Raw genomic sequence first — 26,713 nt, 5'->3', positions numbered from 1 at the left:
GTGGTGCGGGGCGGCGTGCGATGACGCCGCCCCGCCGACGTTATTGAATGCCCAAGTTATTGACGTGCCCCCACCTGCCCCTTAGCGTCTGACCGGCTTACCGAACTGCGTTCGAAATATCGAGCGTTCGGTGTCGTGTCACCGGCGTGGCGGCTTCCTTGTAGCACCCGGCATCGGTCTGTCGGTCGCGCGGCAACGTTCGCGCCTCGGGCGACCACAGACCCGCGACAGCCGTCGGGACAGGGAAGAGGGAAGCCTTATGCGCGCAGTGGGAGTGCTCACGGGGTTGGTCGTGCTGGGTGCCGTGATGCCGACGGCGTCGGCCACGGCGAGCGCCGACGAGGCGTCGGTCGCCGCCACGCCGACCATCGTGGTGGCCGTGAACGGTGACGACTCCGCTCCCGGCACGCTCGCGCGTCCGCTGCGGACCATCCAGAAGGCCGTGGACAAGGCGCGGCCCGGTGACGTCATCGCCGTACGCGGCGGTACGTACGGCCTGACCGACAACATCACCGTCACCACCTCGGGCACCGCGTCCCAGCCGATCTCCCTGGAGGCGTACCAGGGTGAACGGGTCGTCATCGACGGGGAGAAGCTGCCCGCCGGCCACACGCCGGTCGGCGGCAGCATCCCGCGCGCCGAGCGCGGTGCCGTCCACCAGGAGGCGTCCTACTGGCGGATGTCCGGACTGGAGATCGTGAACGGTCCGTACGGCATCTACTGCGACGGCTGCAACAACAATGTCTTCTCCCGCCTGACCACCCACGACAACTACGAGTCGGGCTTCCAACTGCAAGGCGCCTCCAGCAACAACCAGATCCTGAACCTGGACAGCTACGGCAACCGCGACCCGCGCAAGAACGGCGAGAGTGCGGATGGCCTCGCCATCAAGGAGGGCACCGGGACCGGCAACGTGGTGCGGGGCGCGCGGCTGTGGAACAACGTCGACGACGGGTTCGACGCCTGGAAGTTCACCTCGCCGATCGTCATCGAGGACACGATCACGTACGGCAACGGCTTCAACCGCTGGAACTTCCCGGACTTCGCGGGCGACGGCAACGGCTTCAAGATGGGCGGTGGCAGCCCGGCCCCGGCGGTCGCCCACACCCTGCGCAACAGCGTCGCGTTCAAGAACGCGCAACACGGCATCACCGACAACGGCAACCCGGGCGCTCTCGCGCTGAGCTGGAACTCCACGTTCCGTAACACCGGCACCGGCTTCGACGCCGACGGCCCGGGATCGCGTGCCGTGCTGAGCGGCAACCTGTCCATCGCGGACGGGCGGGCCGTCGCCCTCGGCTCGGCCACCGTCTCCAAAGGCAACTCCTGGAACCTGGGCGGCACTTGGGGCGAGTCGTCCGTCCAGAGCACGGATACGGGCGCGATCACGGGTCCCCGCGACGCCGACGGGTCCCTGCCGTCGGCTGCGGCGTTCCTCGTCCCGCGCGACGGCACCGCGATCGGGGCCCGACTGTGAACTGACCGTTCCGAACGGCCCGTTCCCCTGGGCCTGAACCACCGTAGGGCCCAGGGGACGGGCCGTACCACGAGAAGAGAGCACCGAGGAGAGCCGCACATGAACACACCGGACAGACCCGCCGCCGTACCGCACAGCACCAGACCCTCGGACACTCGGCCGCCGTCCCGCCGCGGCGTGCTGCGCGCCATGGCCGGCCTCCCCGCTGCGGGCTTCGTCCTGGGCGGACTGGGCGCACTGCCCGGAACGCTCGGCACCGCGCTGGCGGCGGCACCGCCCCGCGGCTCGGCCACCCGCTACACCATCGTGCCGTTCCTCAACAGCAGCGACGCCACGGTCAACGTCTACGAATCCGACGACGCCACCGACTTCCGGCTCCTGAAGGCGTCCGCCTACACCCCACCCGCCAACCGGATCCGCGACGCCAGCATCTTCCGGCACTCCGACGGCAACTACTACCTCACCTACACCACGCACACCTGGCAGGACACCAGCACCACCATCGGCTTCGCCCGCAGCTCGGACCGGGTCAACTGGACGTTCCTGTACGACTACACCGTCCCCATCGCGAACCTGTCCCGTGCCTGGGCGCCCGAGTGGTTCGTCGACAGCGACGGCAGCGTGAACATCATCGTGTCCTGCTCGACCGCCAACGACCAGTGGATCTTCACTCCGTACCTGCTGAAGGCGACCAACTCCGCGCTCACCGCCTGGTCCGCGCCCGTGGCGCTGTCCGGCATCGGCGCCAACCACATCGACACGTTCATCGTGAAGATCGGCTCCACCTACCACGCCTTCACCAAGAACGAGACGGCGAAGTACATCGAGTACGCCACCGCCACCGCCCTCACCGGCCCGTACACGATCCGCAAGACCGGCAACTGGGCGGGCTGGGGCGGCACGCGCGAGGGCGCCGCGCTGATACAGCTCGACAACGGCGCATGGCGGATCTTCTTCGACGGTTACGGCGACGGCAGCTACTACTACAGCGACAGCTACGACACCTTCGCCACCTGGAGCGCCCCCAAGAAGCTGCCGGGAATCTCCGGGACGGCACGCCACTTCACCGTGCTCAAGGAGACGGTCTCCGGGGGCGTGAACCTGTCGACCAACATCACCCGCTCGTTCCAGTCGGCCAACTTCACCACCCGTTACTGGCAGGAGCAGTCCTCCCTGCTCAACCTCCCGGTGGTGAGCGGCTCCAGCAGCACCGCGGAGAAACAGGCCTCCACGTTCACCGTCGTCCCGGGCCTCGCCGACGGGAACGGCTACTCCTTCCGGAACGCGGCCGGGAACTACCTGCGCCACTGGGACTTCCGGGCCCGCTTCGACGCGAACAACGGCTCGTCCACGTTCGCCAGGGACGCGACGTACATCGCCCGCACCGGCACGGCGAGCGGTTCCATCCGCTTCGAGTCGTGCAACTACCCGGGCTACTACCTGCGCCACTACAGCTACCAGCTCCGCGTGGACCCGTCGGACGGCACCGCCCTGTTCCGCCAGGACAGTTCCTTCGTCCCGGTCACGGCCTGGGCCTGACCCCCACCGCGGCCGCACCACCGCAAGGAGGGTGCGGCCGCAAGGGTGGCGCCCGCCATGCGCCTCCCCGACGCATACCGGAGGGTGAACCGTGCGGGGGTGGTGCCTGGGTCGGACATGACTGCCTTTCATGGCGTACGCCTTTTCACTGCGTACGCTTCTGATCGCGTACGGCCTTTCGTGACGTACGACGACGGGGTTGCGGGACAGAAAGGAAGGACTGTCAGAGGACGAGCGCGCAGACGACCGAGGGAACGGATGCCGCTGGGCCGGCCTGCCGGAGGGCTTCCCCGTCCAGGACGCGCAGCGCGGCGACGGTGCCGCTGTGCTGGTTGGCGACGAGCAGGTGGCCGGCCGCCAGGGTCAGCCCGCGCGGCCACCTGCCGCCGCTGGGGGTCTCGCCGATCGGTTCCAGCGCGGTGCCGGTGACCCGGAACGCGGCCACCGTGTCCGCGCCGCGGTTGGTCACCCACACGAAGCGCCCGCAGGGCGAGGTGACGATTCCACCGGGCTGGTTGATGACGTCCCCGGTCTCCGTGGCGGGCACGGTGGAGAGTGCGGTCAGGGTGCCCGTCTCGGCGTCGTAGCGGTGGCAGGTGACGGTCGACGACAGCTCGTTCGCGCTGAACACCAGCTCACCGCCGGGCGCGAACGCGAGATGACGGGGACCGGTTCCCGCGCGCAACAGGCTCACCGCGGTCTGCTTCAGCGTCCCGGACCAGGTGTCGAGCCGGTATGCGAACACCGCGTCCGCCCCCAGGTCGGTGGCCAGCACGAAGCGGCCCGCCGGGTCGACGAGGACCTGATGGGCGTGGCTGCCCTCCTGCCGTCCGGCGACCGGACCCGATCCCTCGTGGGCGACGACGTCGGTCAGCTCGCTGACCTGCCCGTCCGCGTCGAGCCGGTGCACGGACACGCTGCCGGGCGCCGTGTCGCTGCCGTAGTTCGCGGTCAGCAGCCAGCCCCCGCCCGGGTGGACGGTGAGATGGCAGGGGTTCGCGCCGCCGGTGCCGACCGGTGCTCCCAGCGGGGCCAGAACGCCGTCGCTCTGCCGGGCGACGGCACTGACGGTTCCGGGGTCGGTCTCGTTCGTGCTGTAGACGACGTCCAGGGACGGGTGCGCCGCCAGGAAGGAGGCTCCGCTGACGGGCACCGGCGGCAGACGCCTCTCGTACGCCAGGTGGCCTGCCGCCGCGTCGAGCCGCAGGGCGGCGAGCCCGGCGCCGTCACCACCGGTGTCCGGTGTGTAGGAGCCGGTGAGGACAAAGGTGTTGTCGGCGGAGGAACGCGTGGACATGGAAGTTCCTTGAATTCAGCGGACGATGTCGTCGTGGTGGTCCAGCAGTCCCAGCTCGGAACGGCGCGGCAGCCCCTCCCAGTCACCGGTGGTACTGACCGCGAACGCGCCGAGCAGAGCCGCTGTCCTCAGCCGCCGCTCGGGGGGTTCGCCCGCGAGCAGTTCGGCCAGATACCCGGCGACGAACGCGTCTCCCGCTCCCACGGTGTCGTGCACCCGGACCGGCACGGCGGGCTGCCGGTACTCCTGACCGTCGAGGAGGGCGTAGGCTCCCTCGGCGCCCAGTTTGATCACGGCCCCGTCGGGCCCGAGATCGCAGATGCCCCGGGCGAGTTCCTCCGGTTCGTCCGCGTCGGGCACCGCGAGCCGGGCCTCGTGGGGGCCCGCGAAGACGAGGTCGCTTCTGCGCAGCAGGGGCAGCAGAGTGCGCCGGGCGTCGGCCTCGTTCCACAGCAGGGAGCGGAAGTTGATGTCCAGGGAGACCGTGGCTCCGGCCTCGACGGCGAGGTCCACGGCCCGGGTGACGGCCTGGGCGGGGCCCTCACCGAGCGCCGGAGTGATCCCGGTGATGTGCAGGACCGCCGCGGAGGCCACGATGTGCTCGGGGATGTCCTTCGCGGACAGCCGGGAACCCGCCGTGTGGGTGCGGTAGTAGCGCGTACGGCTGTGGGTGGAGGTACGTCGTTCCTTCAGCAGGAGTGACGTGGGGGCGGGGTCCCGGACGGCGACGGTGGTGACCCCTTCCGCCCGGAGTTCGCGGAGGACGAGTTCGCCGAGTTCGTCCTCGCCGACGCGGCCGATCCAGGTGGCGGATCCGCCGAGACGGCTTACCCCGACGGCGACGTTCGACTCCGCTCCGGCGAGCCCGAGGCGCAGACCGGCGCCGAGGGCGAGCGGTCCGGGATCCGGTGCGGCCAGGACCGCGAGGACCTCGCCGACGGTCACGAGACGGCGCTCCTGAGACGGGCGCTCCTGAGACGGGTGATGGCGAGACGGGTGATGCCGAGACGGGTGATGCCGAGACGGGCGCTCCTGAGACGGGCTGCTCACCGCCCCGCCTCCTCGGCCCGCGGGGTGGCACCGACCGCCTCCAGCACCGTACGCGCCCTGACGGTGAGGGACTCCAGCGCCGCCCGGTCCGGGTTGCGGTCCGCTCCACACAGCAGCGGGGAGCCGATGCCCACTGCACGGGCGCCCGCGTCGAGGTAGTCCCGCGCCTGATCGAGGCCGACTCCGCCGACGGCTATGAGGGGTGTCTCCGGCAAGGGGGCCCTCAACTGACGCAGGTGAGCGGGGCCTCCGGTGCTCGCCGGGAACAGCTTGACCGCCGCGGCGCCCGCCTGCCAGGCGGTGGACACCTCGGTCGGCGTCCAGGCGCCCGGGTAGCACGGGACGCCTCTCTCGGCGGCGCCGCGGATGACATCGACATCCACCACGGGCGCCACCAGGAACCGGGCACCGGCCGCCAACGCGTCCTGGGCCTGACCGGTGGTGATCACGGTGCCGGCGCCCACCGCCACCTCGGGACCGAGATCCTCCTGGATGGCGGCCATGGCGTCGAGCGCACCCGAGGTCGTGAGAGTCACCTCGAGACAGGTGATGCCACCGGCGGCGAGCGCCCGGGCCGCGGCGGGCAGCCCCGAGCCGTCGGCCGACCGGAGGATGGCCATGACCCGGGTCCCGCCCAGTTGCGGGGTGAGGGCAGGACGCTCCGTCATGGCTCCACCACCGCGGGGAACATGAGGGTGTCCTGATGGTCGGTCATAGGGGAACCTTCCGGAGCGCTCCAGGACACACCTCACCCGTCGGCGGTTTTCGACGACAAGTGAGGTATGAGCGAATCGTTCATTTCTTTAGCCTCTGCCCATCGGTATCGCTTATGTACGACCAAGGAAACCGGTTGACTGAAGCTGCGGCGAACGTTAGGTTGCGGCGCCAGAAGGTGTCAAGAGAGGGGGGCCGGTGCCGGAACAGCCCGTCCCGGGACAGCCCGTCAGGGCCAGGCTGGTGGACGTCGCACGGGCGGCCGGGGTCTCCAAGGCCACCGTGTCCAAGGTGCTCAACGGCCGACGGGACCTGTCCGTCCGGCCGGAGACGCGGCGGCGTGTCCACGAGGCCGCCGAAGCGCTGGAGTACCGCCCCCACTCCGGGGCGCGCGCCCTCGCCGGCGCCGGCACTCACGCCCTGGCTCTGCTGGTCCCCGCCCTCGCCAACCCCACGTACGTCACCATCGCGCGCGGCGCCTACCAGCGGGCGCGCGAACTGGGCTATCTCTCCCTGCTGGCCGAGGACTTCGACGGGCATGAAGCCGACGAGTCCTTCAACGAGCTGGTGCAGGCGGGACGGGTCGACGGACTGCTCATCGCCTCCGCCCGTCCCGGTCACCCCTTGCTGGACGCCCTGAGCCGCAGCCGGGTCCCGCATGTCTTCCTCAACCGGTCGGTGGAGGGATCGGGCCGCAACGTCACCATGGATGTGGCCCGTTCCAGCGTCACCGCCCTCGACCACCTCCACAGCCTCGGCCACCGTGCGGTCGGTCATGTCGCGGGCCCGCCCGGCATAGCCCCCAGCGAGGTACGCAAGCAGGCGTTCCTACGGCATGCCGAGGAGCTCGGGCTGTCCGCCGCGCCGGTCGCGTCCGGGGACTTCACGGAGGACGGCGGCGTGTCCGCGACGCTGGAACTGCTGCGTCCGGCCGACGGCGCCGGGCGCCCGCCGGTCACCGCGATCTACACCAGTTCACTCGCCCAGGCGATAGGCGCCATGGCAGCGATCCGGGACCTGGGCCTGCGGATACCGGAGGACATCAGCGTCATCGGCAACGACGACCTGCCCGTCGCCGGGCACCTCCACCCCCCGCTGACCACGGTGGCGATGCCCCTGTACGAACTGGGGACCGCGGCCGTGGACGCCCTGGTGGCCACCATCGAAGGAGGGACGACGGGAGACGTCGTCGTCCCCACCGAACCACGCCTCGTACTGCGCCGCTCCACGGCAGGTCCAGGAGGATCACCATGACCGCCGCCGCACCGGCACGCTTCACCGGCCGCACGGCCCTGCTCACGGCGGCCGCCTCCGGGATCGGCGAGGCGACCGCCCACCGCCTGGCCGCCGAGGGAGCGTGTGTCGTCGTCACCGACGCGGACGCCGAGGGTGCCCACCGGGTGGCCGAGGAGATCCGCGCGGGCGGCGGACAGGCCCGGGGCCGGCGGCTCGACGTCACCTCGCCGGACGAGTGGGCGGCCGCCGTCGAGGAGACCGCCTCCTGGACCGGACACCTCGACGTACTGCATCTCAATGCCGGCCGGAACCTGCCCGGAGCGGCGCACGAACTGGACGACGCCTCATGGCACGGCCAGCTGCGGCTCGCGCTCGACTCGGTGTTCTTCGGCGTCCGGGCCACGGTGCCCCTGCTCACGGCCGCCCGGGGCGCGGTGGTCATCACCTCGTCCGTGCACGCGGCCATCGGCTTCAAGGGCTTCCCCGCGTACGCGGCCGCCAAGGGCGGGATCGGCGCACTGGTCCGCCAACTCGCCGTGGAATACGGCGGGCGGATCAGGTTCAACGCCGTCGTTCCCGGAGCGGTGGACACGGCCCTGTGGGCTCATGTGTCACCGGAACGCCGTGCCAAGACCATCGCGCGGACTCCGGCAGGCAGGCTCGGGACCCCCGAGGACATCGCGGCCGCCGTGGCTTTACTCGCCTCCGATGACGCCTCCTTCATCACGGGCCACAACCTCCTCGTGGACGGCGGCCGCAGCATCAGCTCCCACGAGTAGCGCACTCGCGCTTCCCTCTACCCCATCGCCCCGTGGCCGCCGGCCCGAAGCCGCTGCCCCACCGCCGGCCGCTCCCCCCCAACTCCCCCACCAGCCCTCGCTTCTCATCTCCCGCAGCCGTCGGCCCCCGGGCCGTGCACCAGGACCGGAGGTCCGCACCGTGAAGATCACTGGATACGAGATATTCCTGGTCGAACCGCGCTGGGTCTTCCTGCGCGTCGACACCGACGAAGGGATCTCCGGCTGGGGCGAGCCCATAGTTGAGGGCAAGGCGCACACCGTCGCCCGCTGCGTCGAGGAGATGTTCGACTACCTCGTGGGGCAGGACCCCGCCCGCATCGAGGAGCACTGGCAGACGCTCGCCAAGAGCGGCTTCTACCGGGGCGGCCCCGTGCTGAGCAGCGCCCTCGCCGGCATCGACCAGGCCCTGTGGGACATCGCCGGCAAGACCCACGGCGTCCCCGTGCACCAACTGCTCGGCGGCCATGTGCGAGACCGCGTGCGCATCTACGGCTGGGTCGGCGGGGAGAACCCGCAGAAGCTGGGCGAGTCGGCGGCCGAGCAGGTCGCCAAGGGCCTGACCGCCGTCAAGCTGAACCCCTGCGGGCAGTTGGAGCCGCTCGACACGCCGGCCGCGATTCACGCCATCGTGGACGGGGTGACGGCGGTACGCGAGGCCATCGGCCCGGAGTGCGATCTGGCACTGGACTTCCACGGCCGCTTCAGCGGGGCGATGTCCCGTCGCGTACTGCCGCTGCTCGAGCCGCTGTTGCCCATGTTCGTGGAGGAACCGGTGCTGCCGGAGTTCTCCCAGGACCTCGGCGCCGTGGTGCGGTCCACCTCGATTCCCATCGCCACCGGCGAACGGCTCTACTCACGCTGGGACTTCCGGTCCGTCCTCTCGGACGGGATCGCGGTGGCCCAGCCGGACATCAGCCACGCCGGGGGGATCTCCGAGACCCGGCGGATCGCGGCGATGGCCGAGACGTACGACGTCCTGGTCGCGCCGCACTGCCCGCTCGGTCCGATCGCACTGGCCGCCAGCCTGCAACTCGACTTCGCGATCCCCAACTTCCTCATCCAGGAGCAGGCACTCGGCATCGGGTACGGAGACAGCAGTGGGCTGCTTGACTATCTCGTCGACACCGAGCCCTTCACATTCCGCGACGGCTACATCGACCGACTGACCGAACCCGGCCTGGGCATCACCATCGACGAGGACGCGGTGCGTGCCGCCGCAGAACGCGGGCACCGCTGGCGCAACCCCGTGTGGCGCAACACCGACGGCTCGCTGGCTGCCTGGTAACAGTGCCGAGGCCAAGACGCCGTGACTCGCCCGCCAACCCTTCGGAGACACATGCCTCACTCACGCCCCGCCCAGTCGGCCGTCGGACCGGTCCGCCCCGGCCGTGACGCACAGGTCACGCTGCACCCCGCCACCGCCGAGGTGCGTGCGGGCTTCTGGCATACGCGCCGCGAGGTCAACGCACGCACCTCGGTGCCGCAGGGCCCCGGTCTGCTGGAGTCCGCGGGAAACCTGCACAACCTGCGCCTGGTGGCGGGCACCGCGCAGGGCGAGTACCAGGGCGATTTCCCCTTCGTGGACTCGGACGTCTACAAATGGCTGGAGGCCGCCTCCTGGCAACTCGCCCAGGCGACGCCCGGAGAGGAAGGCCCAGAAGGGCGCAGACTCGCCGCCGATGTGCACCGGATCATCTCCCTCGTCGCCGAGGCTCAGCAGAGCGACGGGTACCTGAACACCTGGTTCCAGATCCGCCGGGGCGGCGAGCGCTACCAGGATCTGCGCTGGGGCCACGAGTTGTACTGCGCGGGGCATCTGATCCAGGCGGCGGTGGCCCACCACCGGTCCACCGGACGCGACGAACTGCTCGATGTCGCACGCCGCTTCGCCGATCACATCGACTCGGTCTTCGGTCCCCCCGGCAGTGGGAAGCCCATCGACGGCGTCGACGGCCACCCCGAGATCGAGACCGCCCTGGTCGAGCTGTACCGGGAGACCGGGGAGCGGCGCTACCTGGATCTCGCGGGCCACTTCGTCGACTCCTACGGCCACGGCAAGCTCGGCGGCGACGCGTACTCCCAGGACCGCGTGCCGCTGCGCTCCGCGGACACCGTCGAAGGACACGCCGTACGCCAGCTCTATCTGCTGGCGGGCGCGGCCGACCTGGCCGCCGAGACGGGCGACGCCGAACTGCTCGGCGCGTGCGAGCGGTTGTGGCAGGCGATGACCGCCACCAAGACGCATCTGACCGGTGGGCTCGGCGCGCATCATGCCAAGGAGGACTTCGGCGACCCGTTCGAGCTGCCCAACGAACGTGCCTACTGCGAGACATGCGCCGCCATCGCCTCGATCCAGTGGAGCTGGCGCATGGCCCTGCTGACCGGCGAGGCCCGCTACAGCGACCTGATCGAACGCACCCTGTTCAACGGCTTCCTCGCCGGCGTCTCTCTGGACGGAGAGAGCTGGCTCTACGTCAACCCCCTGCAGGTCCGGGACGGTCACACCGACTCCGGTGGCGACCAGTCTGCCCGCCGCACCCGCTGGTTCAGCTGCGCCTGCTGTCCCCCGAACGTCATGAGGCTGCTGGCCGCACTTCAGCACTACCTCGCCTCCGGTGACGCACACGGCCTGCAGATCCACCAGTACGTCACCGGCAGCTACCGGGGCGACCTCGACGGCGTCCCTGTCGCTGTGAGCACCCACACCGACTACCCGTGGCAGGGCACCGTCGCCTTCACCATCGACGAGAGTCCACGGGACCGGCCCTGGACCCTGTCCTTGCGGATCCCGCAGTGGTGCCGGACGTACCGGGTCCGCTGCGGCACCGAGACGTACGACCAGTCGGACGCCCCGGTGTCCGACGGCTGGCTGCGATGGGAGCGCACCTGGGCCCCGGGCGACGAGGTGGTGCTGGAGCTCGGCCTCGAACCCCGGCTCACCGTGGCCGACCCCAGGGTGGACGCGGTGCGCGGCTGTGTGGCGATCGAACGCGGCCCGCTCGTGTACTGCCTGGAAGAGGTGGACCACCCCGGCACGGGCCTGGACGACATCGTCCTGGACACCACGCGCCCGCTGGCCGAGCGGCACCGTCCTGACCTGCTCGGCGGCGTCACCACCGTCGTGGCCACCGGCCACCGCCGGCACATCCCCGACGCCGGCTGGTGGCCCTACCGCCCCGCCGGGGACACCGCCCTCGACGCCGCCCCGCCGACCGACGAGCAAGTCCGACTGACCGCGGTCCCCTACTACGCGTGGGCCAACCGGCAGAACGGCAGCATGCGCGTCTGGCTGCCCACGTCCTGACCCCCGTACCGCTCCCGCTTCGGCGCTACGCGTTCGACAGCGGCAGGGCCCCGAAGGTGTGGTCCTGCCAGAGGCTCCGGGAGGTCTCCTCCGGGTAGGGGGTCACCCGCGGGTCCGCGTCGAAGACCTGGACGGTACGGCGCCGGTTGTCGTACGCGGGCCAGCCCGGGTCGCCGGTGGCGGCGAAGGCGGTCCAGGCCGAGCGGAAGCGGGCCGACAGTGCCCGGGCCTCGGAGGAGGGTTCGGGGCCGAGCAGCACCGGGCCGAGGTGGGCGTCGAGGGTCCCGAACAGCAGCGGCCCGTCCAGGCCGTGGCAGGCGCCCAGCGCGCCTCCGCTGCCCGGGGTCTGCCAGGTCAGCTCGTACACGTGCGCGCGACCGCCGCCTGCGACCTGGGCATCGGCCAGGTGCAGCACGGGCATACGGAACAGCCAGTCGGACTGGACCAGTTCGTACAGCTCTGCCGCCGAAGCCTCCGGGAACGCCTCGCGGTAGGCGCGCTCGCCGTCCGGCGCCGGGCCGAACACGCGCAGCGCCTGCGCCGCCTGCTCGTCGCCGATCTTCCCGAGTTGCCCGGAGAGGGCGACGAACAGCCGGAACTCGTCCCGGTTGTGACCGACTATCAGCTCGATGTCCCGCGCCACGCCGTCGGCCAGTGCCTGCCAGGGAGTGGTCGGCAGCACCTCGCCGTCGACTATGGGTGAGAAGGGGTTCAGCGTGTGTGCGAGCCGTCCCCAGCGGTCCTCGTACTGGCGCATCTTGGGGCTCAACGCCTCCCCGGCAGCGGGCAGTTGCCGCGGGTCCACACCGGACAGGTCGTCGACCGTCGGGCGCAGCCCCAGCTCGGCGGCCAAGGCGGTGGCGACGTCCCGGGCCAGTGCGTCGGAGAGGAACGTACCCGGCACGCTCTGCGCGACGGCCCGTCCGAACAGCCCGGCCGCGCTCGGCATGGCCAGCAGCGCGGCGATGGATCCGGCACCGGCCGATTCCCCGACGACGGTGACCTGGTCGGGGTCGCCGCCGAAGGCCGCGATGTTCTCCCGCACCCACTCCAGGGCGGCGACCTGGTCGAGCAGGCCGCGGTTGGCGGGCGCCCCCTCGATGTGGGCGAACCCCTCGATGCCGAGCCGGTAGTTGAGGGTGACCACGACGAGGTCGCCTTCTTGGGCGATGTGCCGGGCGTCGTAGCCGGGGCTGCCGGAGAAGCCGAGCTTGTAGGCGCCGCCGTGGATCCACACCATCACGGGGCGGCGGGCCTCCGGGTCGGGGTCCGGGGTCCAGACATTGACGGTCAGCCAGTCGTCACCCGTCGGCAGTTCCGGCCCGCCGGACCGCCCGGCCATCACCGAATCCTGCGGGGCCGGCGGGCCGAAGGAGAACGCCTCCCGCACCCCGTCCCAGGCGCGCACGGGCCGCGGTGCCGCGAACCGTGCCGCGCCCACCGGCGGCTCGGCGAACGGGATACCGCGGAACACGGCCAGGCCGTCCTCCCGTCGGCCGCGCACCGCGCCGGCGGCGGTACGGACCTCGGGCTCGGCGGACCCGCGGGCCTCACGGGACTCCACTGTGGTCATCGTTGACTCCTCAGAGTTGCCGGACGGGCAGGATCACCGCGGACGGGTGGGCGGGATCGTGGAAGACCTCCTGATCCGCGGCGCGCAGGGTGGTGGCGGTCCCCCGGGGCTCGCCCGTGCCAGGATTGCGGTTGTAGCGGGGGAACGCGCCGCTGGAGACCTGAAGTCGGATGCGGTGGCCGCGCTTGAAGCGGTACGCCGTCGGCCACAGCCGCACGGTGGCGCACGAGGTGTCGTCGGCGCCGGTCAGGCCGACCAGGCCGTCGCACACGTTGAACGAGCGGCCCTTCTCGTCGACGTCGCACAGCCGGACGAACACATCGGCGTACGGCAGGCTGGAGCGGAACCAGATCTCCGCGCCGACCTCGCCGATCACCTCGACATCCTTGTCCAGTACGGGAGTTGTGTAGGTGAGTACGTCGGACCGGGCTTCCAGTGCGGTGTTGTCCACGGCGCCGGCCTTGGTGCCGACGGCCATACGGACTCCGCCGACCGCCGGGGTGGGATCGGCCGGGTCGTAGCGGTAGCCGTCCGGGGCCGACTCGCCGGGCGGGGCGGCGGCCAGGGCGCCACCGGGGTGGAGGTGGAAGCGCTGGGCCGGGTATCCCGGCGGCGGCCAGGACGGGAAGTCGCGCCAGGCCCCCTCCCCCATGACGAACAGGCGCACCGGCGCGCGGTCGGGCGGCTGCTCGCCCCGGGCGTGGGCCAGACCGAAGTCGAGGGCCTCGCCGGTCGCCGTCCGACCCACGCCCAGGGAGATGTGCGCCCAGGGCCCCACCGTCAGCCGGGCCTGTCGGCCGGCCGCCTGCAGTGCCTGGTGGTCGCGGAGTTGGCCGGGCAGGAAGATGTCGTACCAGCCACCGATCGAGCTGACGGGCACGGTGATGCCGGCCACCCGTTCGCTGTGGTCGAGGACCGACCAGTACGGCGTGTCGGCGTCGTGGGCCAGGCAGTCCTGGAAGTAGTCCGAGTGGCGGCCCATGGCGGCGGTGTCGGCCTGGTCGAGTGGCAGGGTGTGCAGGGCGCGCCGCTGCCTCCGCATCCCCAGCAGCTGACGCAGCATCGCCCCCCGGCGTTCCTGGCCGGCGACCTGGACGCCCCAGTTGAACGTTGCCTCCAGGGAGTATCCGTCCTTGCGGAGGAACTCCAGGGTGAAGGCCGACTCGGACACCGACGGGATCATCGCCTTGACCTGGGGCGGCAGTTGGTCGGCCACAGCCCACTGGGCGAAGCCGAGATAGCTGCCCCCGTACAGCACCAGTGAGTCGCCGAACCAGGGCTGCTTGACCACCCAGTCCAGGGTGTCCAGCCCGTCCTCGCGCTCGCACCGCAGCGGGTCGAAGTCGCCTCCGGAACCGAACGTGCCGCGCGTGCTCTGGATCAGCACCTGGTACCCGCGCTCGGCCAGCGGCCTGACCATCTGCGCGCCGATCATGCCTGCCCTGCCGTAGGGGATGCGCACAAGCGCGGTCGGCAGGCCCTCGGCCCCCTTTCTCGGGGCCCAGCGGTCGGCCAGCAGGACGGCTCCGTCGCGCATCGGCACGCGCAGTCCGCGTTCGACGACCAGATCCCTGGTCAACGGTGGAGGGAGGCGCAATATGCGCTGGATGAGATGACTGCCCACGCTCATGGGATGCGACCTCCGTCTGCTCGCGAGTGAGAGCTGCCGGCGAAGACCGCCCAGAGGCGCAGCAGACGCTCCGCCAACTGCTCGGGATCCAGGGGATCGTCGCCGTCGATCAGCCATTCGTTGACGACCGCGCCGGTCCCGCCCGCGACGAACGCCGCCAGGTCCGCCACCGTCTCCTGGTCCAGCTCACCGAACAGCCGCCGTACGGCCTTCTGGTTGAGGGAGCCGAACAGGCTGTTCAGCGTCCTGGTCATGGCGAAGGCGCACGATCCGGTAAGCATCGCGCGGTAGAACGGCCGGTGCTCCGCGAAGTGCTGCGCCATCGCCAGCACCTGCTGGAAGGAGTCCTTGCCCTCGCCGGTCAGCGGAAGGAACTCCCGCTCGACCAGATCGGCCGCGGCTGCCACGAGGAGCGCGTCACGGTCACCGAACTGCAGGTAGACCAGCTGTCGGCTCACGTCCGCCGCCTCGGCGAGGTCGGTGACGGGGAGGGCCGTCGTACCGCGCTCGGCCACCAGGCGTACGGCGGCCGCCATCAGCGCGGCGCGTGAGCGCTGCACCCTCCGGTCCTGGGTTCGGGGCTCCTGCGATGGATTGCGTTGCACATGCAGAAGATATACAGCTGTTAATAATTAGACAAGTGTCAAGCAGTGGTCTCCTGAATCCTCAGGCGCGCTCCGGGTGCGTGAGGTTCGCTCCGGTCGCCGGGTCGAAGACATGCGCCTTGGACATGTCGACCCGCAGCTCCAGGGGTTCGCCCTCGCGGGCACGCGTGGCGGCGTCGAGGCGGGCCACGATGTGCTGGGCCGCCCCGGCGCCGGTGTCGCGCACCCCCGATTCCGCGGCCAGTTCCTCCAGTTCGGCCGTTGTCGCGGGCCCGCCCTCCGCCGTGAAGTACACGTACACATCGGAGCCCAGCGACTCCAGTACGTCGACGGTGACGGTCAGGACCGCGCCGTCGCGGCCTCGGTCGGGGGCCAGGGCCACGTCCTCGAAGGCCTCGGGCCGCAGGCCGACGATGAGCTCGCGGGGCGCGTTCTGCCGTTCCAGCGACTGCCGCGTATGGTCGTCGACGGGCAGATCACCCAGGGGCGAGTGCAGGACGTTCCCCTCCAGGGTGGCGTTCACGAAGTTCATCGCCGGGGAGCCGATGAAGCCCGCGACGAAGAGGTTGCGCGGCAGGTCGTAGAGCTGCGCGGGTGTGCCGATCTGCTGGACCAGCCCCTGCCGCATGACCACGACCCGGTCTCCGAGGGTCATCGCCTCGGTCTGGTCGTGGGTGACGTACACGGTCGTCGTACCGAGGCGCCGTTGCAGCCGGGAGATCTGGGTGCGCATCTGCACCCGGAGTTTGGCGTCCAGGTTGGACAGCGGCTCGTCCATCAGGAACGCCTTGGGATCGCGGACGATCGCCCGCCCCATGGCGACCCGCTGACGCTGACCGCCCGAGAGCTGCGAGGGCTTGCGGTCCAGGTGCTCCGTCAGATCGAGGATCCGGGCGGCCTCCTCGACCTTGGAGTTGATGGTGGCCTTCTCCACCCCCGCCAGCCGCAGCGGGAAGCCCATGTTCTCCCGGACACTCATGTGCGGGTACAGGGCATAGCTCTGGAACACCATGGCGACGTCGCGCTCCTTGGGCGCGAGGTCGTTGACGACGCGGTCACCGATGCGCAGGGTGCCGTCGGTGATGTCCTCCAGCCCGGCGATCATGTTCAGGGTGGTGGACTTGCCGCATCCGGACGGGCCGACCAGGATCACGAACTCGCCATCGGCGATGTCGAGGTCCACGTCCTTCACGGCGAGGGCCCCGTCGGGAAAGCGCTTGGTGACTCCCTCAAGGATGATCTCGGCCATGGGTGGTGCCTCCTTGCCTTGCGTGACGTCCGGGTGCGGTCACCCCTTGACCGCACCGGAGGTCAGTCCGGCGACGATGCGTCGCTGGAAGAACAGAACGAAAATGATGATCGGGATGGTGATCACCACGGCTGCCGCGGCGATCGACCCGGTGGGCTGCTGGAACTGCGAACTCCCGGTGAAGAACGCGATCGCGGCGGGCACGGTGCGCGCGGCCTCGGTGGAGGTCAGCGAGATCGCGAACAGGAAGTCGTTCCAGCAGAAGATGAAGACGAGGATCGCCGTGGTGAACACGCCCGGCGCGGCCAGTGGCGCGATGACCAAGCGGAAGGCCTGCGCGGGCGTGGCCCCGTCGACCTTGGCGGCCTTCTCCAGGTCCCAGGGAATCTCCCGGAAGAACGCCGACAGGGTGTAGATCGCCAGCGGCAGCGAGAAGGTCATGTACGGGATGATCAGGCCGACCCAGGTGTCGAAGATCCCGATGATCCGCTCGATGTTGAACAGCGGTGACACCAGGGAGATCGGCGGGAACATGGCGATCAGCAGCGACATACCGATGAGCACCCGCTTGCCGGGGAACCGCAGTCTGGCCACCGCGTAGGCGGCCATGGTGCCCAGCACCACCGCGATCGCCGTGGCGATCAGGGCGATACCGATCGAGTTGATCAGTGCGCGGGTGAACTCGGAGGTGTCGAAGATGCCGCGGTAGTTCTCCCAGGTCCACTTCCTGGGGATGTAGTTGCCGTCCGTGAGGGTGCTGGGGTCCTTGAACGACAGCGCGGCGATCCACCACACCGGGAACAGGGCGTACAGCACCACCACCACGTTGATGACGGTCCACCGGGCGGCATGCGTCTTCCCTACGGCGGCCATCAGCGCTTCACCTCCGCGCCCGGTGCGGCCGCGCCGAACAGTTTGACGAAGGCGAAGGCGATGATCCCGACACAGATGAAGATCAGGACCGAGATCGCCGAGCCGATGCCGAGGTTCAGCGCGGTGAACAGGTTGTCGTAGCCGAGGATGGAGACGGAGCCGGTGTCCTGGGCGCCCGCGGTCAGGATGTAGATGTTGTCGAAGATCCGGAACGCGTCCAGCGTGCGGAAGAGCAGCGCCACCAGGATGGCCGGCTTCATCAGCGGAACCATGACCTTGATGAAGCGCTGCCAGGCTGTGGCACCGTCCACCATGGCCGCTTTCAGGGTCTCCTCGGGGACCAGCGCGAGACCCGCGAGCAGCAGCAGGGCCATGAACGGGGTCGTCTTCCACACCTCGGCGAGGACGATGATCCACAGGGCGGGCCACTGCTCGGTCAGCGGGGCCTCTCCGCTGGGCAGCAGCTCGGCCAGGTATCCGAGCTCGGGCGTCCAGGCGTACTGCCAGGAGAAGGCGGCGACGACGGTGACGAGGCCGTAAGGGATGAGGACCATGGTGCGGACGGTGCCGCGTCCGAAGATCGCCCGGTGCATCACCATGGCGATCGCCATGCCGAGGGCCAGCTCGATGGCGACCGACACGCCGGTGATGAACAGCGTGACCCAGAAGGCGTCCCACCAGAACGGGGAGGTCAGCACGGCCCCGTAGTTGCTCAGGCCCACCCACTTCGCCTCCGCCGGGAAGCGCAGGTCGTACCGCTGGAGGGAGAGGTAGATGGCGTACCCGATGGGATACGCGGTCACGGCGAGCATGACGACGACGGCCGGCGCGCACAGCAGCCAGCCGAGCCGCCGCTCCTGCCGCGCACCCGCCGAGGCCGCCGCACGTCCCTTCCGCGCCTGCCCCGCTTCCGGGGGCGGCGGGGCTCCGGCCGGTTCCGCCTGCATGCTCATCTCGGACCGCCCGGGAGTGAGACCCGCGCACGGGGGCGCCGGCCGGCGGGGTGGTGCGGGAGGTGGTGGTTCACGGGATCACGCCCTCGGATCGCAGAGCCTCGTCGATCTGTTCCCTGATGGTGTCGACCGCGCTCTCCGGCTTGATCCCGGACGGCGGGGACAGCGTGTGCGAGATCGCGATCGAGATGTTCTGGTACGCCGGAGTGAGCGGGCGCACGCTCGCCGACTCCAGGGCGGCCAGCACGTCCTCGGCGAACGGGTACGCCTTGATGAGCGACGGCTCGTCGTACAGGCTGCGCAGGGTGGGCGGCAGGCCGCCCTCGACCGCGGCGGTGAGCTGGTTCTCCCGGTTGCGCAGGCACAGGGCCGCTTCGAAGGCCAGGTCGGGGTGGCGCGAGTAGGCGCTCACCGCCAGATTGATGCCGCCGATGGTGGGCCGCGCCACCTGGTTCGCGTCGACCCGGGGGTACGGCGCCCAACGGAAGTTCTTGAACAGCTCGGGGTTGTTCGTCTGCATCGACGGATAGACGAACGGGTAATTGAGTTCGAACGCGGCCACCCCCGACTCCATGGCGAGGCGGTTCTGGTCCTCCATCTGGTTGGACAGGGACGGGTCCGCGGCCGGAGAGTTCGCCAGGTCACGCATGAGACCGGCGGCCCGTACAGCAGGAGGGCCGAGGGAGGGTTCGGTCGCGCTCGGGTTGAGGATGGAGCCGCCCGCGCTGTTGATCAGGGTGTTGAACCAGACGGTCAGGCCCTCGTACTGGGCGCCCTGGATCTCCACGTAGTGGGGCTTGCCCTGCCGAGCCAGCTCGCGGGCCATGTCCATCATCTCGGACCAGGTCTTGGGCGGGGTGGGCACCAGGTCCTTGCGGTACCACAGCAGCTGGGTGTTCGTGTTGTACGGGACGGCGTACAGCTTGTCCTTCCACGTGGAGGTCTGCAGCGGTACGCGCAGGGTGCCCTCGGTGGCCTGCTGCTTGGCCGCTCCGGTCCACTCGCGGATCCAGCGCGCCTCGGCGAACTCGGCGGCCCAGGTGACATCCAGGCCCAGGATGTCGAGCGAGTCGTCCTCGGCGGCGAGCCTGCGGACCATCTGCTGGCGCTGGCCGTCGGCGGCGCGCGGGAGCTTGTGGTAGCTGATCGTGTAGCGGCCGTTGGATGCCTGACTGCACCGGTCGGCCGCTTCCTGGAGCGCGCCGGAGTCGTCGGGGAAGTTGTACCAGTTCAAGGTGGGCCGGCCGGCGCCCTCGTCGTCGCCGCACGCGGCGAGCATCGACGCCAGCAGGGGCAGTACGGCAAGCATCCGCAGCCGTCGTGTCCCCTTGGGACGACGCTTCCCGGCAACCGGCCGGAAGCCGGACTTCGCGTGCACGCGCTCCACACCTCGCTTCCGGGCCGGTGGGCACGGGACATCGGACCCCGCATCCGCTCTCCGCGCAAAGAACGCTAAACACTCCATAAGCAGACATCAAGGACATATCGCATCAAAACGTCGATTTCGATCATTCGTCCACCGGGCGATCGGGAGAGGGCCACCGCATCAGCGAGTGTCGGCAGACGCCGGGGCCGGCTGCCGCGCCATGGCTCCGATGAGGGACGAGGGATAGACGGGGGCGACGACCGGGCTCATCCAGATGGACCGAACCGCTCTACAGCCCGACCGTCGCGACGACCGGCGACTGACGGCCGACGAATGACGACCGACGGCCGGCCACCCGCCCGTACGGCCGATACATGGACTCGGCAGCCATGGAGCCGCGCCGCCGCAGCGGTCCCGCGGCCGGCGACCGAGAGCGGCGAGCCCGCGCACACATCGCAGCGAGTCCGCGTGTCACGCCAGTGGCGCGAAGGACCTTCGGAGGCGCAAGCTATCGCGCAGGCCTCTCGGTATGCTCACGGACCGGGCCAGTGAGGGGCAACTGCGCTACTGCGCCTACGTGTTGGGATCGGCACATCGGAACCCCTCGCGGAGTCGGCCGCCGACCACCATGCATCACTGACGCTCACATCCGGTATTTCGCACACGGTTCGAAGTTTCGGTCCGAAAATAGGCCCGCGACGCCAGCGCGTCAAGGCCTTTGCCGCGTTACTCAAACGTGACGACTTCCTGCTGCGGGACCCCTTGACCACCATGAATTGTTAGCGCTCACAATGACCTTCGCATTCACGAGCCGACAGCCGAGTGACATCCAGGGAGGTACGACCATGGTGTCCACAGCACCGCAAGTCGCCTCCATGGCCGATGTCATGAGGCATCCGGCGGCAACCCGCACACGTCGGTCATCGCGGTGGAGGACATGACTTCGAGCACGTGGAGCCGTCCACCCACCTCACACATCACATCCGCCGACAACCGCCAAGGAGGTGCGGCCATGGCACAACCACAGCTTCGGCCGCCCACCATGGCCGATGTCGCACGACTGGCAGGGGTGTCCCACCAGACGGTTTCCCGAGTGCTGGGGGACCACCCCCACGTGCGGGAGCAGACCCGGACCAAAGTCCTGCGCGCGATCGAGGAGATGGGCTACCGCCGCAACTCCTCGGCGCGAGCCCTGGCCACTCGGCGCACCCGGACCCTGGGTGTGGTCGCCTCCGACACCACCCTCTACGGCCCGGCCAGCACGCTGTTCGCGCTGGAGGAGGCGGCACGCGCCGAGGGGTACCTCGTCTCCACGGTCAGCCTGCGCAAACTGACCGTCGAGAAGCTCTCCGAGGCCCTGGACCACCTCAGCGAGGGCGGGGTGGAGGGAGTGCTCGCCATCGCTCCGCAGCGGTCGGCGGTCGAGGCCCTCGCCGAACTCCGCCATCCGTTCCCGGTGGTGACCGTCGGCAGCGGGTCCGGTGTGGAGATCCCCAGCGTCGCTGTGGACCAACACCTGGGCGCGCGGCTGGCAACCGGCCATCTGCTGGCCGCCGGCCACCGCCAGGTCTGGCATCTCGCCGGGCCCGAGGACTGGCAGGAGGCGGCGGACCGGGAGGCCGGCTGGCGGGCCACGCTCGAAGCGGCGGACATCCAGCCGCCGTTGCCGCTGCGGGGGGACTGGAGTCCTCTGTCGGGCTATCGGGCGGGCCAGGAACTGGCCGGCTGGGTGGGCCGGGGGCTGACCGCGGTCTTCGTCGCCAACGACCAGATGGCACTGGGGGTGTTGCGGGCCCTGCGTGAAGCGGGCGTCAGAACTCCCCAGGACGTCGCGGTGGTCGGGTTCGACGACATCCCGGAGTCGGAGTTCTTCGCTCCGCCACTCACCACCGTCCGGCAGGACTTCTCGGCGGTGGGCCAGCGGAGCATCGCCCAGTTGCTGGATCTCATCGAGGGTCGGGCCCCCTCCGGGACACCCCGGATCGCCATCGAACCCCAACTGGTCGTCCGCGCCAGTACGTTTCCGTACACCCCTCAACCGGGGGGCTCTCCCGGCTGACGCGGCATCAACCGGTCGCATGCCCTGCACCCTTGCGACCGACATTTCGAACAATGATCGACAGGCTGGACGTAGTGCGGCCGGTCCCAACGAGTACCAGCGGGTCCATCCCCGGGCCGGCTCTTCAAAGGAGAAGAAACATGCTCAACAGACGGAACTTCCTCACTGCGGCGGTCGGCGTTGCGGCTGCGGGCGGCCTGGCGGCCTGCGCCAAGGAGGACGACAGCTCCTCCAGCTCCTCCTCCGGAGGCGGCAGCAAGGCGATCACCCTGGGCTTCTCCCAGGTCGGCTCGGAGAGCGGCTGGCGTTCCGCCAACACCGACTCGGTGAAGGCATCGGCCAAGGAGGCGGGTTACACCCTCAAGTTCTCCGACGCGCAGCAGAAGCAGGAGAACCAGATCTCCGCGATCCGCAGCTTCATCGCCCAGAAGGTGGACGTCATAGCCTTCTCGCCGGTGGTCGTCACCGGCTGGGACGCGGTGCTCAAGGAGGCCAAGGCCAAGAAGATCCCCGTCGTCCTCACCGACCGCTCCGTCGAGACCTCCGACGAGTCCCTGTACGTGACCCTGGTCGGCTCCGACTTCACGGACGAGGGCCGTCGCGCGGCCAAGATGCTGGAGAAGGTCCTCGAGAAGGCCGGCCACAAGGGAGCCGTGAAGATCGCGCAGCTGGAGGGCACCACCGGCGCCGCTCCCGCGATCGAGCGTGCCAAGGGCTTCAAGGAGGTCATGGACGCGGACCACAAGGACGACTGGAAGATCGTCGTCAGCCAGACCGGTGACTTCACCCGCGCCGGCGGCAAGCAGGTCATGGCGGCCTTCCTGCAGTCCCACCCGGACATCGACGTGCTGTTCGCGCACAACGACGACATGGGCATCGGCGCCATCCAGGCCATCGAGGCCGCCGGCAAGAAGCCCGGCAAGGACATCCTGATCGTCACGGTCGACGGCGTGAAGGACGGCTTCGTCGCCATGTCCGAGGGCAAGATCAACGCCATCGTCGAGTGCAACCCGCTGCTCGGCCCCCAGCTGATGGAGGTCGTGAAGAAGGTCAAGGACGGCGAGACGGTCGAGCGTTGGATCAAGACCAAGGAGAGCGACTTCATGCAGGACCAGGCCAAGGAAGCGCTCCCGACCCGCAAGTACTGACCGACGGCACCCACCGGCAGGGAGCCCTCGGCCGACCGGCCCCCCGGTCCCGGGGCTCCCTGCGGGCCTGAACCAACTGCATGAGGAGCACTGCCATGGCAGAGCCGCGGCCCGTCCTGGAGATGGCGGGCATAGTCAAAGAGTTTCCGGGGGTACGGGCTCTGTCGGGCGTCGACTTCCGGCTCTTCCCCGGCGAGATCCACGCCCTGATGGGCGAGAACGGTGCGGGGAAGTCCACCCTCATCAAGGTGCTGACGGGGGTCTACTCCCTGGACGGCGGCACAATCACCCTCGACGGGAAGTCCGTGCGGATCGGCAGCCCGCTGCAGGCGCAGCAGGCCGGCATCAGCACGGTCTACCAGGAGGTCAATCTCTGCCCCAACCTGTCGGTGGCGGAGAACATCTTCATCGGACGTGAACCCACGCGCGCGGGCCGCATCCAGTGGAAGCGGATGCGCAAGGAGGCGGCCGAGCTGGTCGACCGGCTCGGCCTCGACATCGACGTCACCGCACCCCTGTCGTCGTACCCGCTGGCCGTGCAGCAACTGGTCGCGATCGTACGGTCGGTGGGCACCGGCGACAGCGACGGCGAGGGATCGGGCACCAAGGTGCTGGTCCTGGACGAGCCGACGTCCAGCCTCGACCGCGACGAGGTCCTCGAACTGTTCCGCCTGATGCGGCAGTTGAGGGACGAGGGAGTCGCGATCCTGTTCGTCTCCCACTTCCTCGACCAGATCTACGAGATCTGCGACCGGATGACCGTCCTGCGCAACGGCGCCCTCGTCGGCGAGCACATGGTGAGCGAGCTCGACCAGGTCGGACTGATCCAGCTCATGATCGGCAAGGCCCTGGACCAGCTCGAGGGGCTCCACGAGCACCAGTTGCACTCCGACGTCGGCGAGACCCTGGTCCAGGCGGACGGCCTCGGCAGGACGGGTGGCATCGCCCCCTTCGATCTGGAGATCAAGAAGGGCGAGGTCGTCGGACTGGCCGGCCTGCTCGGCTCCGGCCGTACCGAACTCGCCCGGCTGCTCTTCGGCGCAGACCAGCCGGACAGCGGCAAGGTGACCATCGGCGGCAAGCAGGTCTCGATGAGCGCCCCGAACGACGCGATCGACGCCGGTGTCGCGTTCTGCTCGGAGAACCGCAAGACCGAGGGCCTGGTCCCCGATCTGACGGTGCGGGAGAACATCATCCTCGCCCTGCAGGCGGCGCGCGGCTGGACCCGGCCCATCCCGGTCGCCCAGCGCGACGAACTCGTCGCGAAGTACATCAAGGCGCTGGACATCCGTCCCGCCAACCCGGAGGCCCGTGTCGGCCAGCTCAGCGGCGGCAACCAGCAGAAGGTACTGCTCGCCCGCTGGCTGATCACCCAGCCGAAGCTGCTGATCCTGGACGAGCCCACGCGCGGCATCGACGTCGGTGCGAAGGCCGAGATCCAGAAGCTCGTGGTCTCCCTCTCCGAGGACGGCATGTCCGTGCTGTACATCGCGGCCGAGCTGGAGGAGGTACTCCGGCTCAGTCACACCATCGGAGTGCTGCGCGACCGCCGGCTGGTCGCGCAGATCGCCAACGGGCCCGAGATCACTCCCAGCCGGATCCTGGAGACCATCGCGAGCGGAGAGCACCAGTGACCACCTCTTCCCGATGGCGAGCGCTGACGCACCACAACCTCTTCTGGCCGGTAGCGGTCCTGGTCGTCCTGCTGCTCGTCAACGTTCCCTTCACCCCTGACTTCTTCTCGGTCGGGATGACGAACGGCCACCTCCACGGCAGTCTCGTCTCGATCGTGCTGTTCGGCTCGCCGCTCATCCTGGTGGCGGTCGGCATGACCCTGGTCATCGCCACCGGCGGCATCGACCTGTCCGTCGGTGCCGTGGTCGCCATCACCGGAGCCCTGGCCTGTTCGTACATCAGCGACCAGGCCGACCAGAGCGCCCTGTCGGCGGTGCTGCTCGCCATGGGCATCGGACTGCTGGCCGCGGTCGTCTGCGGCCTGTGGAACGGCTTCCTGGTCGCCAGGATGGGCATCCAGCCGATCATCGCCACGCTGATCATCATGGTCGCCGGCCGCGGTGTCGCCCAGCTGATCACCGACGGCCAGATCATCACCGTCAACAGTGAGCCCTACAAGCTGATCGGCGGCGGTTACTGGCTGACGCTGCCCTTCTCCATCTTCGTGGTGGCCGCCGTCGTCGCCGTCACCGTGGTATTGACCCGCCGTACCGCGCTCGGCCTGCTGGTCGAGTCGGTCGGCGGCAACGCCGAGGCCAGCCGGCTCGTGGGCATCCGGTCCCTGCGCATCAAGATCATGGTGTATGTGTTCTGCGCGCTGTGCGCGGGCATCGCGGGCCTGATGATCAGCTCCAACACCTCGGCCGCGGACGGCAACAACGCGGGGCTGTGGATCGAACTCGACGCGATCCTCGCCGTGGTGATCGGTGGCACCTCGCTCCTGGGCGGCCGGTTCTCCGTTGGCGGCACGGTGGTCGGCGCCCTGGTCATCCAGACCCTCACCACCACGATCTACACCATTGGTGTGCCCACCCAGACCAACCTGGTCTTCAAGGCCGTCGTCGTCATCGTCGTCTGCCTGCTGCAGTCCCCGAAGTTCCGCGCCAAGGTCTTCGGCACCAAGTTCGGCGCCAAGTTCGGTGCGAAGGGTGGCGGTAAGCCGGCCGCGGCCCCGGCGGAGCCCGCCGCCGCGACCGAGGCCGCTCCCAAGATGGAGGTGTCGTGATGAGCACGACCACCCAAAGCCCCACGGCGCCGGACAGCCGTACCCCGTCCAAGGCCGCGCGCCTGCTCGGCGACCGGCGCCTGCCCGTCCTGGTGACGGCCCTGCTCTTCCTCGCGATGTACATCGCGGGCCTGAGCCGGTATCAGAACTACGGGTTCGCCGAAGCACAGGTGTTCATGAACCTGTTCATCGACAACGGCTATCTGCTGGTCGCCGCCGTCGGTGCCACCTTCGTCATCCTGTCGGGCGGCATCGATCTGTCCGTGGGCTCCGTGATCGGCTTCACCACCATGTTCACGGCCTGGCTGGTGGAGCGTCAGGGCCTGCCGATCCTGGTCGTGATCCCCATGGCGCTGGCAGTGGGTGCCTTCGGCGGCTTCCTGATGGGCTATGTGATCCACAACTTCGAGATCCAGCCCTTCATCGTGACCCTCGCCGGTCTCTTCCTCTTCCGGGGCCTGTGCCTGGTCATCAGCAAGGAGTCGATCTCCATCGGCGACGCCTCGGTGAGCAGCATGGCGCAGGCTCAGGTGTCCCTGGGCGGGGCGTTTTTGTCGGTGGGAGCCATAGTCGCGCTGGTCGTCCTCGCGGCGGCGTTCTACATCCTGCACTACACCCGCTTCGGACGCCGGGTGTACGCCATCGGCGGCAACGAGCAGTCGGCCCTGCTGATGGGCCTTCCGCAGGGCGGCACGAAGATCGCCGTGTACACCATGAGCGGTTTCTGCTCGGCGCTGGCGGGCCTGTTGTTCACCCTGTACATCCAGTCAGGTGACCCGCTGCACGCCACCGGCATGGAACTCGACGCGATCGCCGCGGTCGTCATCGGCGGCACGCTGCTGACCGGCGGCTCCGGCTATGTGCTGGGCACCCTGTTCGGTGTGCTGGTGCTCGGCCTGATCAAGAGCATCATCCAGTTCGAGGGCACGCTCAGCTCCTGGTGGACGAAGATCGCCACCGGCGTGCTGCTGTGCGCCTTCATCCTGATCCAGCGCGCCATGACGGCACGGAAGAAAGCCTGACCCGCCAGGTGGCCCCCTGGCGCCGGCGGCCCGCCTCCGCGAGTGGGGTGGGGGGCCGCCGGTCTGTCCACGTCCGCG

The 26,713-nt window shown here is 69.6% G+C and carries 21 protein-coding genes; 11 read left to right on the top strand and 10 right to left on the bottom strand.

What is annotated here, in order from left to right:
* Positions 1-259 precede the first annotated feature (259 nt).
* Together FE633_RS01340 and FE633_RS01335 are read left to right on the top strand one after the other, a co-directional pair.
* Positions 260-1,477 carry a right-handed parallel beta-helix repeat-containing protein gene (locus FE633_RS01340; RefSeq protein WP_171059754.1) on the top strand — a complete coding sequence of 406 codons (1,218 nt, stop codon included), beginning with the start codon at positions 260-262 and terminating at the stop codon, positions 1,475-1,477.
* A 189-nt stretch (positions 1,478-1,666) separates the two neighbouring features.
* The gene (locus FE633_RS01335) at positions 1,667-3,016 is read left to right on the top strand and encodes a glycoside hydrolase family 43 protein (protein WP_425473130.1); all 1,350 of its coding nucleotides are present in this window, start codon (positions 1,667-1,669) and stop codon (positions 3,014-3,016) included.
* A 223-nt stretch (positions 3,017-3,239) separates the two neighbouring features.
* On the opposite strand, the gene FE633_RS01330 is transcribed toward FE633_RS01335, so the two are convergent.
* From FE633_RS01330 to FE633_RS01320, 3 genes are all read right to left on the bottom strand, one after another.
* Positions 3,240-4,313 (bottom strand): lactonase family protein, encoded by a 1,074-nt coding sequence (locus FE633_RS01330; protein WP_138043115.1) that lies wholly within the window; start codon positions 4,311-4,313, stop codon positions 3,240-3,242.
* A gap of 15 nt (positions 4,314-4,328) precedes the next feature.
* Positions 4,329-5,258 (bottom strand): sugar kinase, encoded by a 930-nt coding sequence (locus FE633_RS01325; RefSeq protein ID WP_138043114.1) that lies wholly within the window; start codon positions 5,256-5,258, stop codon positions 4,329-4,331.
* 101 nt (positions 5,259-5,359) lie between these two features.
* The gene (locus tag FE633_RS01320) at positions 5,360-6,031 is read right to left on the bottom strand and encodes a bifunctional 4-hydroxy-2-oxoglutarate aldolase/2-dehydro-3-deoxy-phosphogluconate aldolase (protein ID WP_138043113.1); all 672 of its coding nucleotides are present in this window, start codon (positions 6,029-6,031) and stop codon (positions 5,360-5,362) included.
* A 244-nt stretch (positions 6,032-6,275) separates the two neighbouring features.
* Between FE633_RS01320 and FE633_RS01315 the strand changes: the two genes are divergently transcribed.
* From FE633_RS01315 to FE633_RS01300, 4 genes are all read left to right on the top strand, one after another.
* Positions 6,276-7,331, top strand: coding sequence for a LacI family DNA-binding transcriptional regulator (locus FE633_RS01315; protein ID WP_138043112.1), 1,056 nt, complete (start codon positions 6,276-6,278; stop codon positions 7,329-7,331).
* Positions 7,328-8,092 (top strand): SDR family NAD(P)-dependent oxidoreductase, encoded by a 765-nt coding sequence (locus FE633_RS01310; RefSeq protein WP_138043111.1) that lies wholly within the window; start codon positions 7,328-7,330, stop codon positions 8,090-8,092. Before FE633_RS01315 ends, FE633_RS01310 begins: the two co-directional genes overlap by 4 nt.
* A 160-nt stretch (positions 8,093-8,252) precedes the next feature.
* Positions 8,253-9,398 carry a galactonate dehydratase gene (gene dgoD, locus FE633_RS01305; RefSeq protein ID WP_138043110.1) on the top strand — a complete coding sequence of 382 codons (1,146 nt, stop codon included), beginning with the start codon at positions 8,253-8,255 and terminating at the stop codon, positions 9,396-9,398.
* Positions 9,399-9,449: 51 nt separating this feature from the next.
* Positions 9,450-11,417 carry a glycoside hydrolase family 127 protein gene (locus tag FE633_RS01300; protein ID WP_138043109.1) on the top strand — a complete coding sequence of 656 codons (1,968 nt, stop codon included), beginning with the start codon at positions 9,450-9,452 and terminating at the stop codon, positions 11,415-11,417.
* A gap of 25 nt (positions 11,418-11,442) precedes the next feature.
* On the opposite strand, the gene FE633_RS01295 is transcribed toward FE633_RS01300, so the two are convergent.
* The 7 genes from FE633_RS01295 to FE633_RS01265 all read right to left on the bottom strand — a co-directional run bounded on the left by FE633_RS01295 (position 11,443) and on the right by FE633_RS01265 (position 19,678).
* Positions 11,443-12,990, bottom strand: a complete 1,548-nt coding sequence (locus FE633_RS01295) for a carboxylesterase/lipase family protein (protein WP_138043108.1) — start codon at positions 12,988-12,990, stop codon at positions 11,443-11,445.
* 10 nt (positions 12,991-13,000) lie between these two features.
* On the bottom strand, positions 13,001-14,620 hold the full coding sequence (locus tag FE633_RS01290; RefSeq protein ID WP_138043107.1) for a CocE/NonD family hydrolase: 1,620 nt from the start codon (positions 14,618-14,620) through the stop codon (positions 13,001-13,003).
* Positions 14,617-15,180 (bottom strand): TetR/AcrR family transcriptional regulator, encoded by a 564-nt coding sequence (locus FE633_RS01285; protein WP_246113346.1) that lies wholly within the window; start codon positions 15,178-15,180, stop codon positions 14,617-14,619. The genes FE633_RS01290 and FE633_RS01285 overlap by 4 nt, the downstream gene beginning before the upstream one ends.
* A gap of 106 nt (positions 15,181-15,286) precedes the next feature.
* Positions 15,287-16,474, bottom strand: a complete 1,188-nt coding sequence (locus tag FE633_RS01280) for an ABC transporter ATP-binding protein (RefSeq protein WP_138043106.1) — start codon at positions 16,472-16,474, stop codon at positions 15,287-15,289.
* A 39-nt stretch (positions 16,475-16,513) separates the two neighbouring features.
* Entirely contained in the window at positions 16,514-17,347 is an 834-nt protein-coding gene (locus FE633_RS01275; RefSeq protein ID WP_138043105.1) for a carbohydrate ABC transporter permease, read from the bottom strand.
* Positions 17,347-18,300, bottom strand: coding sequence for a carbohydrate ABC transporter permease (locus FE633_RS01270; RefSeq protein WP_138043104.1), 954 nt, complete (start codon positions 18,298-18,300; stop codon positions 17,347-17,349). Before FE633_RS01270 ends, FE633_RS01275 begins: the two co-directional genes overlap by 1 nt.
* Positions 18,301-18,370: 70 nt before the next feature.
* Positions 18,371-19,678 (bottom strand): ABC transporter substrate-binding protein, encoded by a 1,308-nt coding sequence (locus FE633_RS01265; protein WP_246113345.1) that lies wholly within the window; start codon positions 19,676-19,678, stop codon positions 18,371-18,373.
* A gap of 1,000 nt (positions 19,679-20,678) precedes the next feature.
* Between FE633_RS01265 and FE633_RS01260 the strand changes: the two genes are divergently transcribed.
* From FE633_RS01260 to yjfF, 5 genes are all read left to right on the top strand, one after another.
* On the top strand, positions 20,679-21,725 hold the full coding sequence (locus FE633_RS01260) for a LacI family DNA-binding transcriptional regulator (RefSeq protein WP_138043103.1): 1,047 nt from the start codon (positions 20,679-20,681) through the stop codon (positions 21,723-21,725).
* A 140-nt stretch (positions 21,726-21,865) separates the two neighbouring features.
* On the top strand, positions 21,866-22,873 hold the full coding sequence (locus FE633_RS01255; RefSeq protein ID WP_138043102.1) for an ABC transporter substrate-binding protein: 1,008 nt from the start codon (positions 21,866-21,868) through the stop codon (positions 22,871-22,873).
* Positions 22,874-22,968: 95 nt separating this feature from the next.
* Positions 22,969-24,507 carry a sugar ABC transporter ATP-binding protein gene (locus tag FE633_RS01250; RefSeq protein WP_138043101.1) on the top strand — a complete coding sequence of 513 codons (1,539 nt, stop codon included), beginning with the start codon at positions 22,969-22,971 and terminating at the stop codon, positions 24,505-24,507.
* Positions 24,504-25,613: an ABC transporter permease gene (locus tag FE633_RS01245; RefSeq protein ID WP_138043100.1), complete on the top strand. Its 1,110-nt coding sequence runs from the start codon at positions 24,504-24,506 to the stop codon at positions 25,611-25,613. Before FE633_RS01250 ends, FE633_RS01245 begins: the two co-directional genes overlap by 4 nt.
* A complete protein-coding gene (yjfF, locus tag FE633_RS01240; RefSeq protein WP_138043099.1) occupies positions 25,613-26,635 on the top strand; it encodes a galactofuranose ABC transporter, permease protein YjfF in 1,023 nt (340 codons plus the stop codon). Before FE633_RS01245 ends, yjfF begins: the two co-directional genes overlap by 1 nt.
* Positions 26,636-26,713: the final 78 nt, after the last annotated feature.

The organism is Streptomyces montanus (assembly GCF_005786655.1).
In the GTDB taxonomy this organism is placed as follows: Bacteria; Actinomycetota; Actinomycetes; order Streptomycetales; family Streptomycetaceae; genus Streptomyces; species Streptomyces sporangiiformans.
The sequence above is the reverse complement of the archived record's forward strand: the minus strand, read 5'-3'. Positions and strand labels throughout refer to the sequence as shown.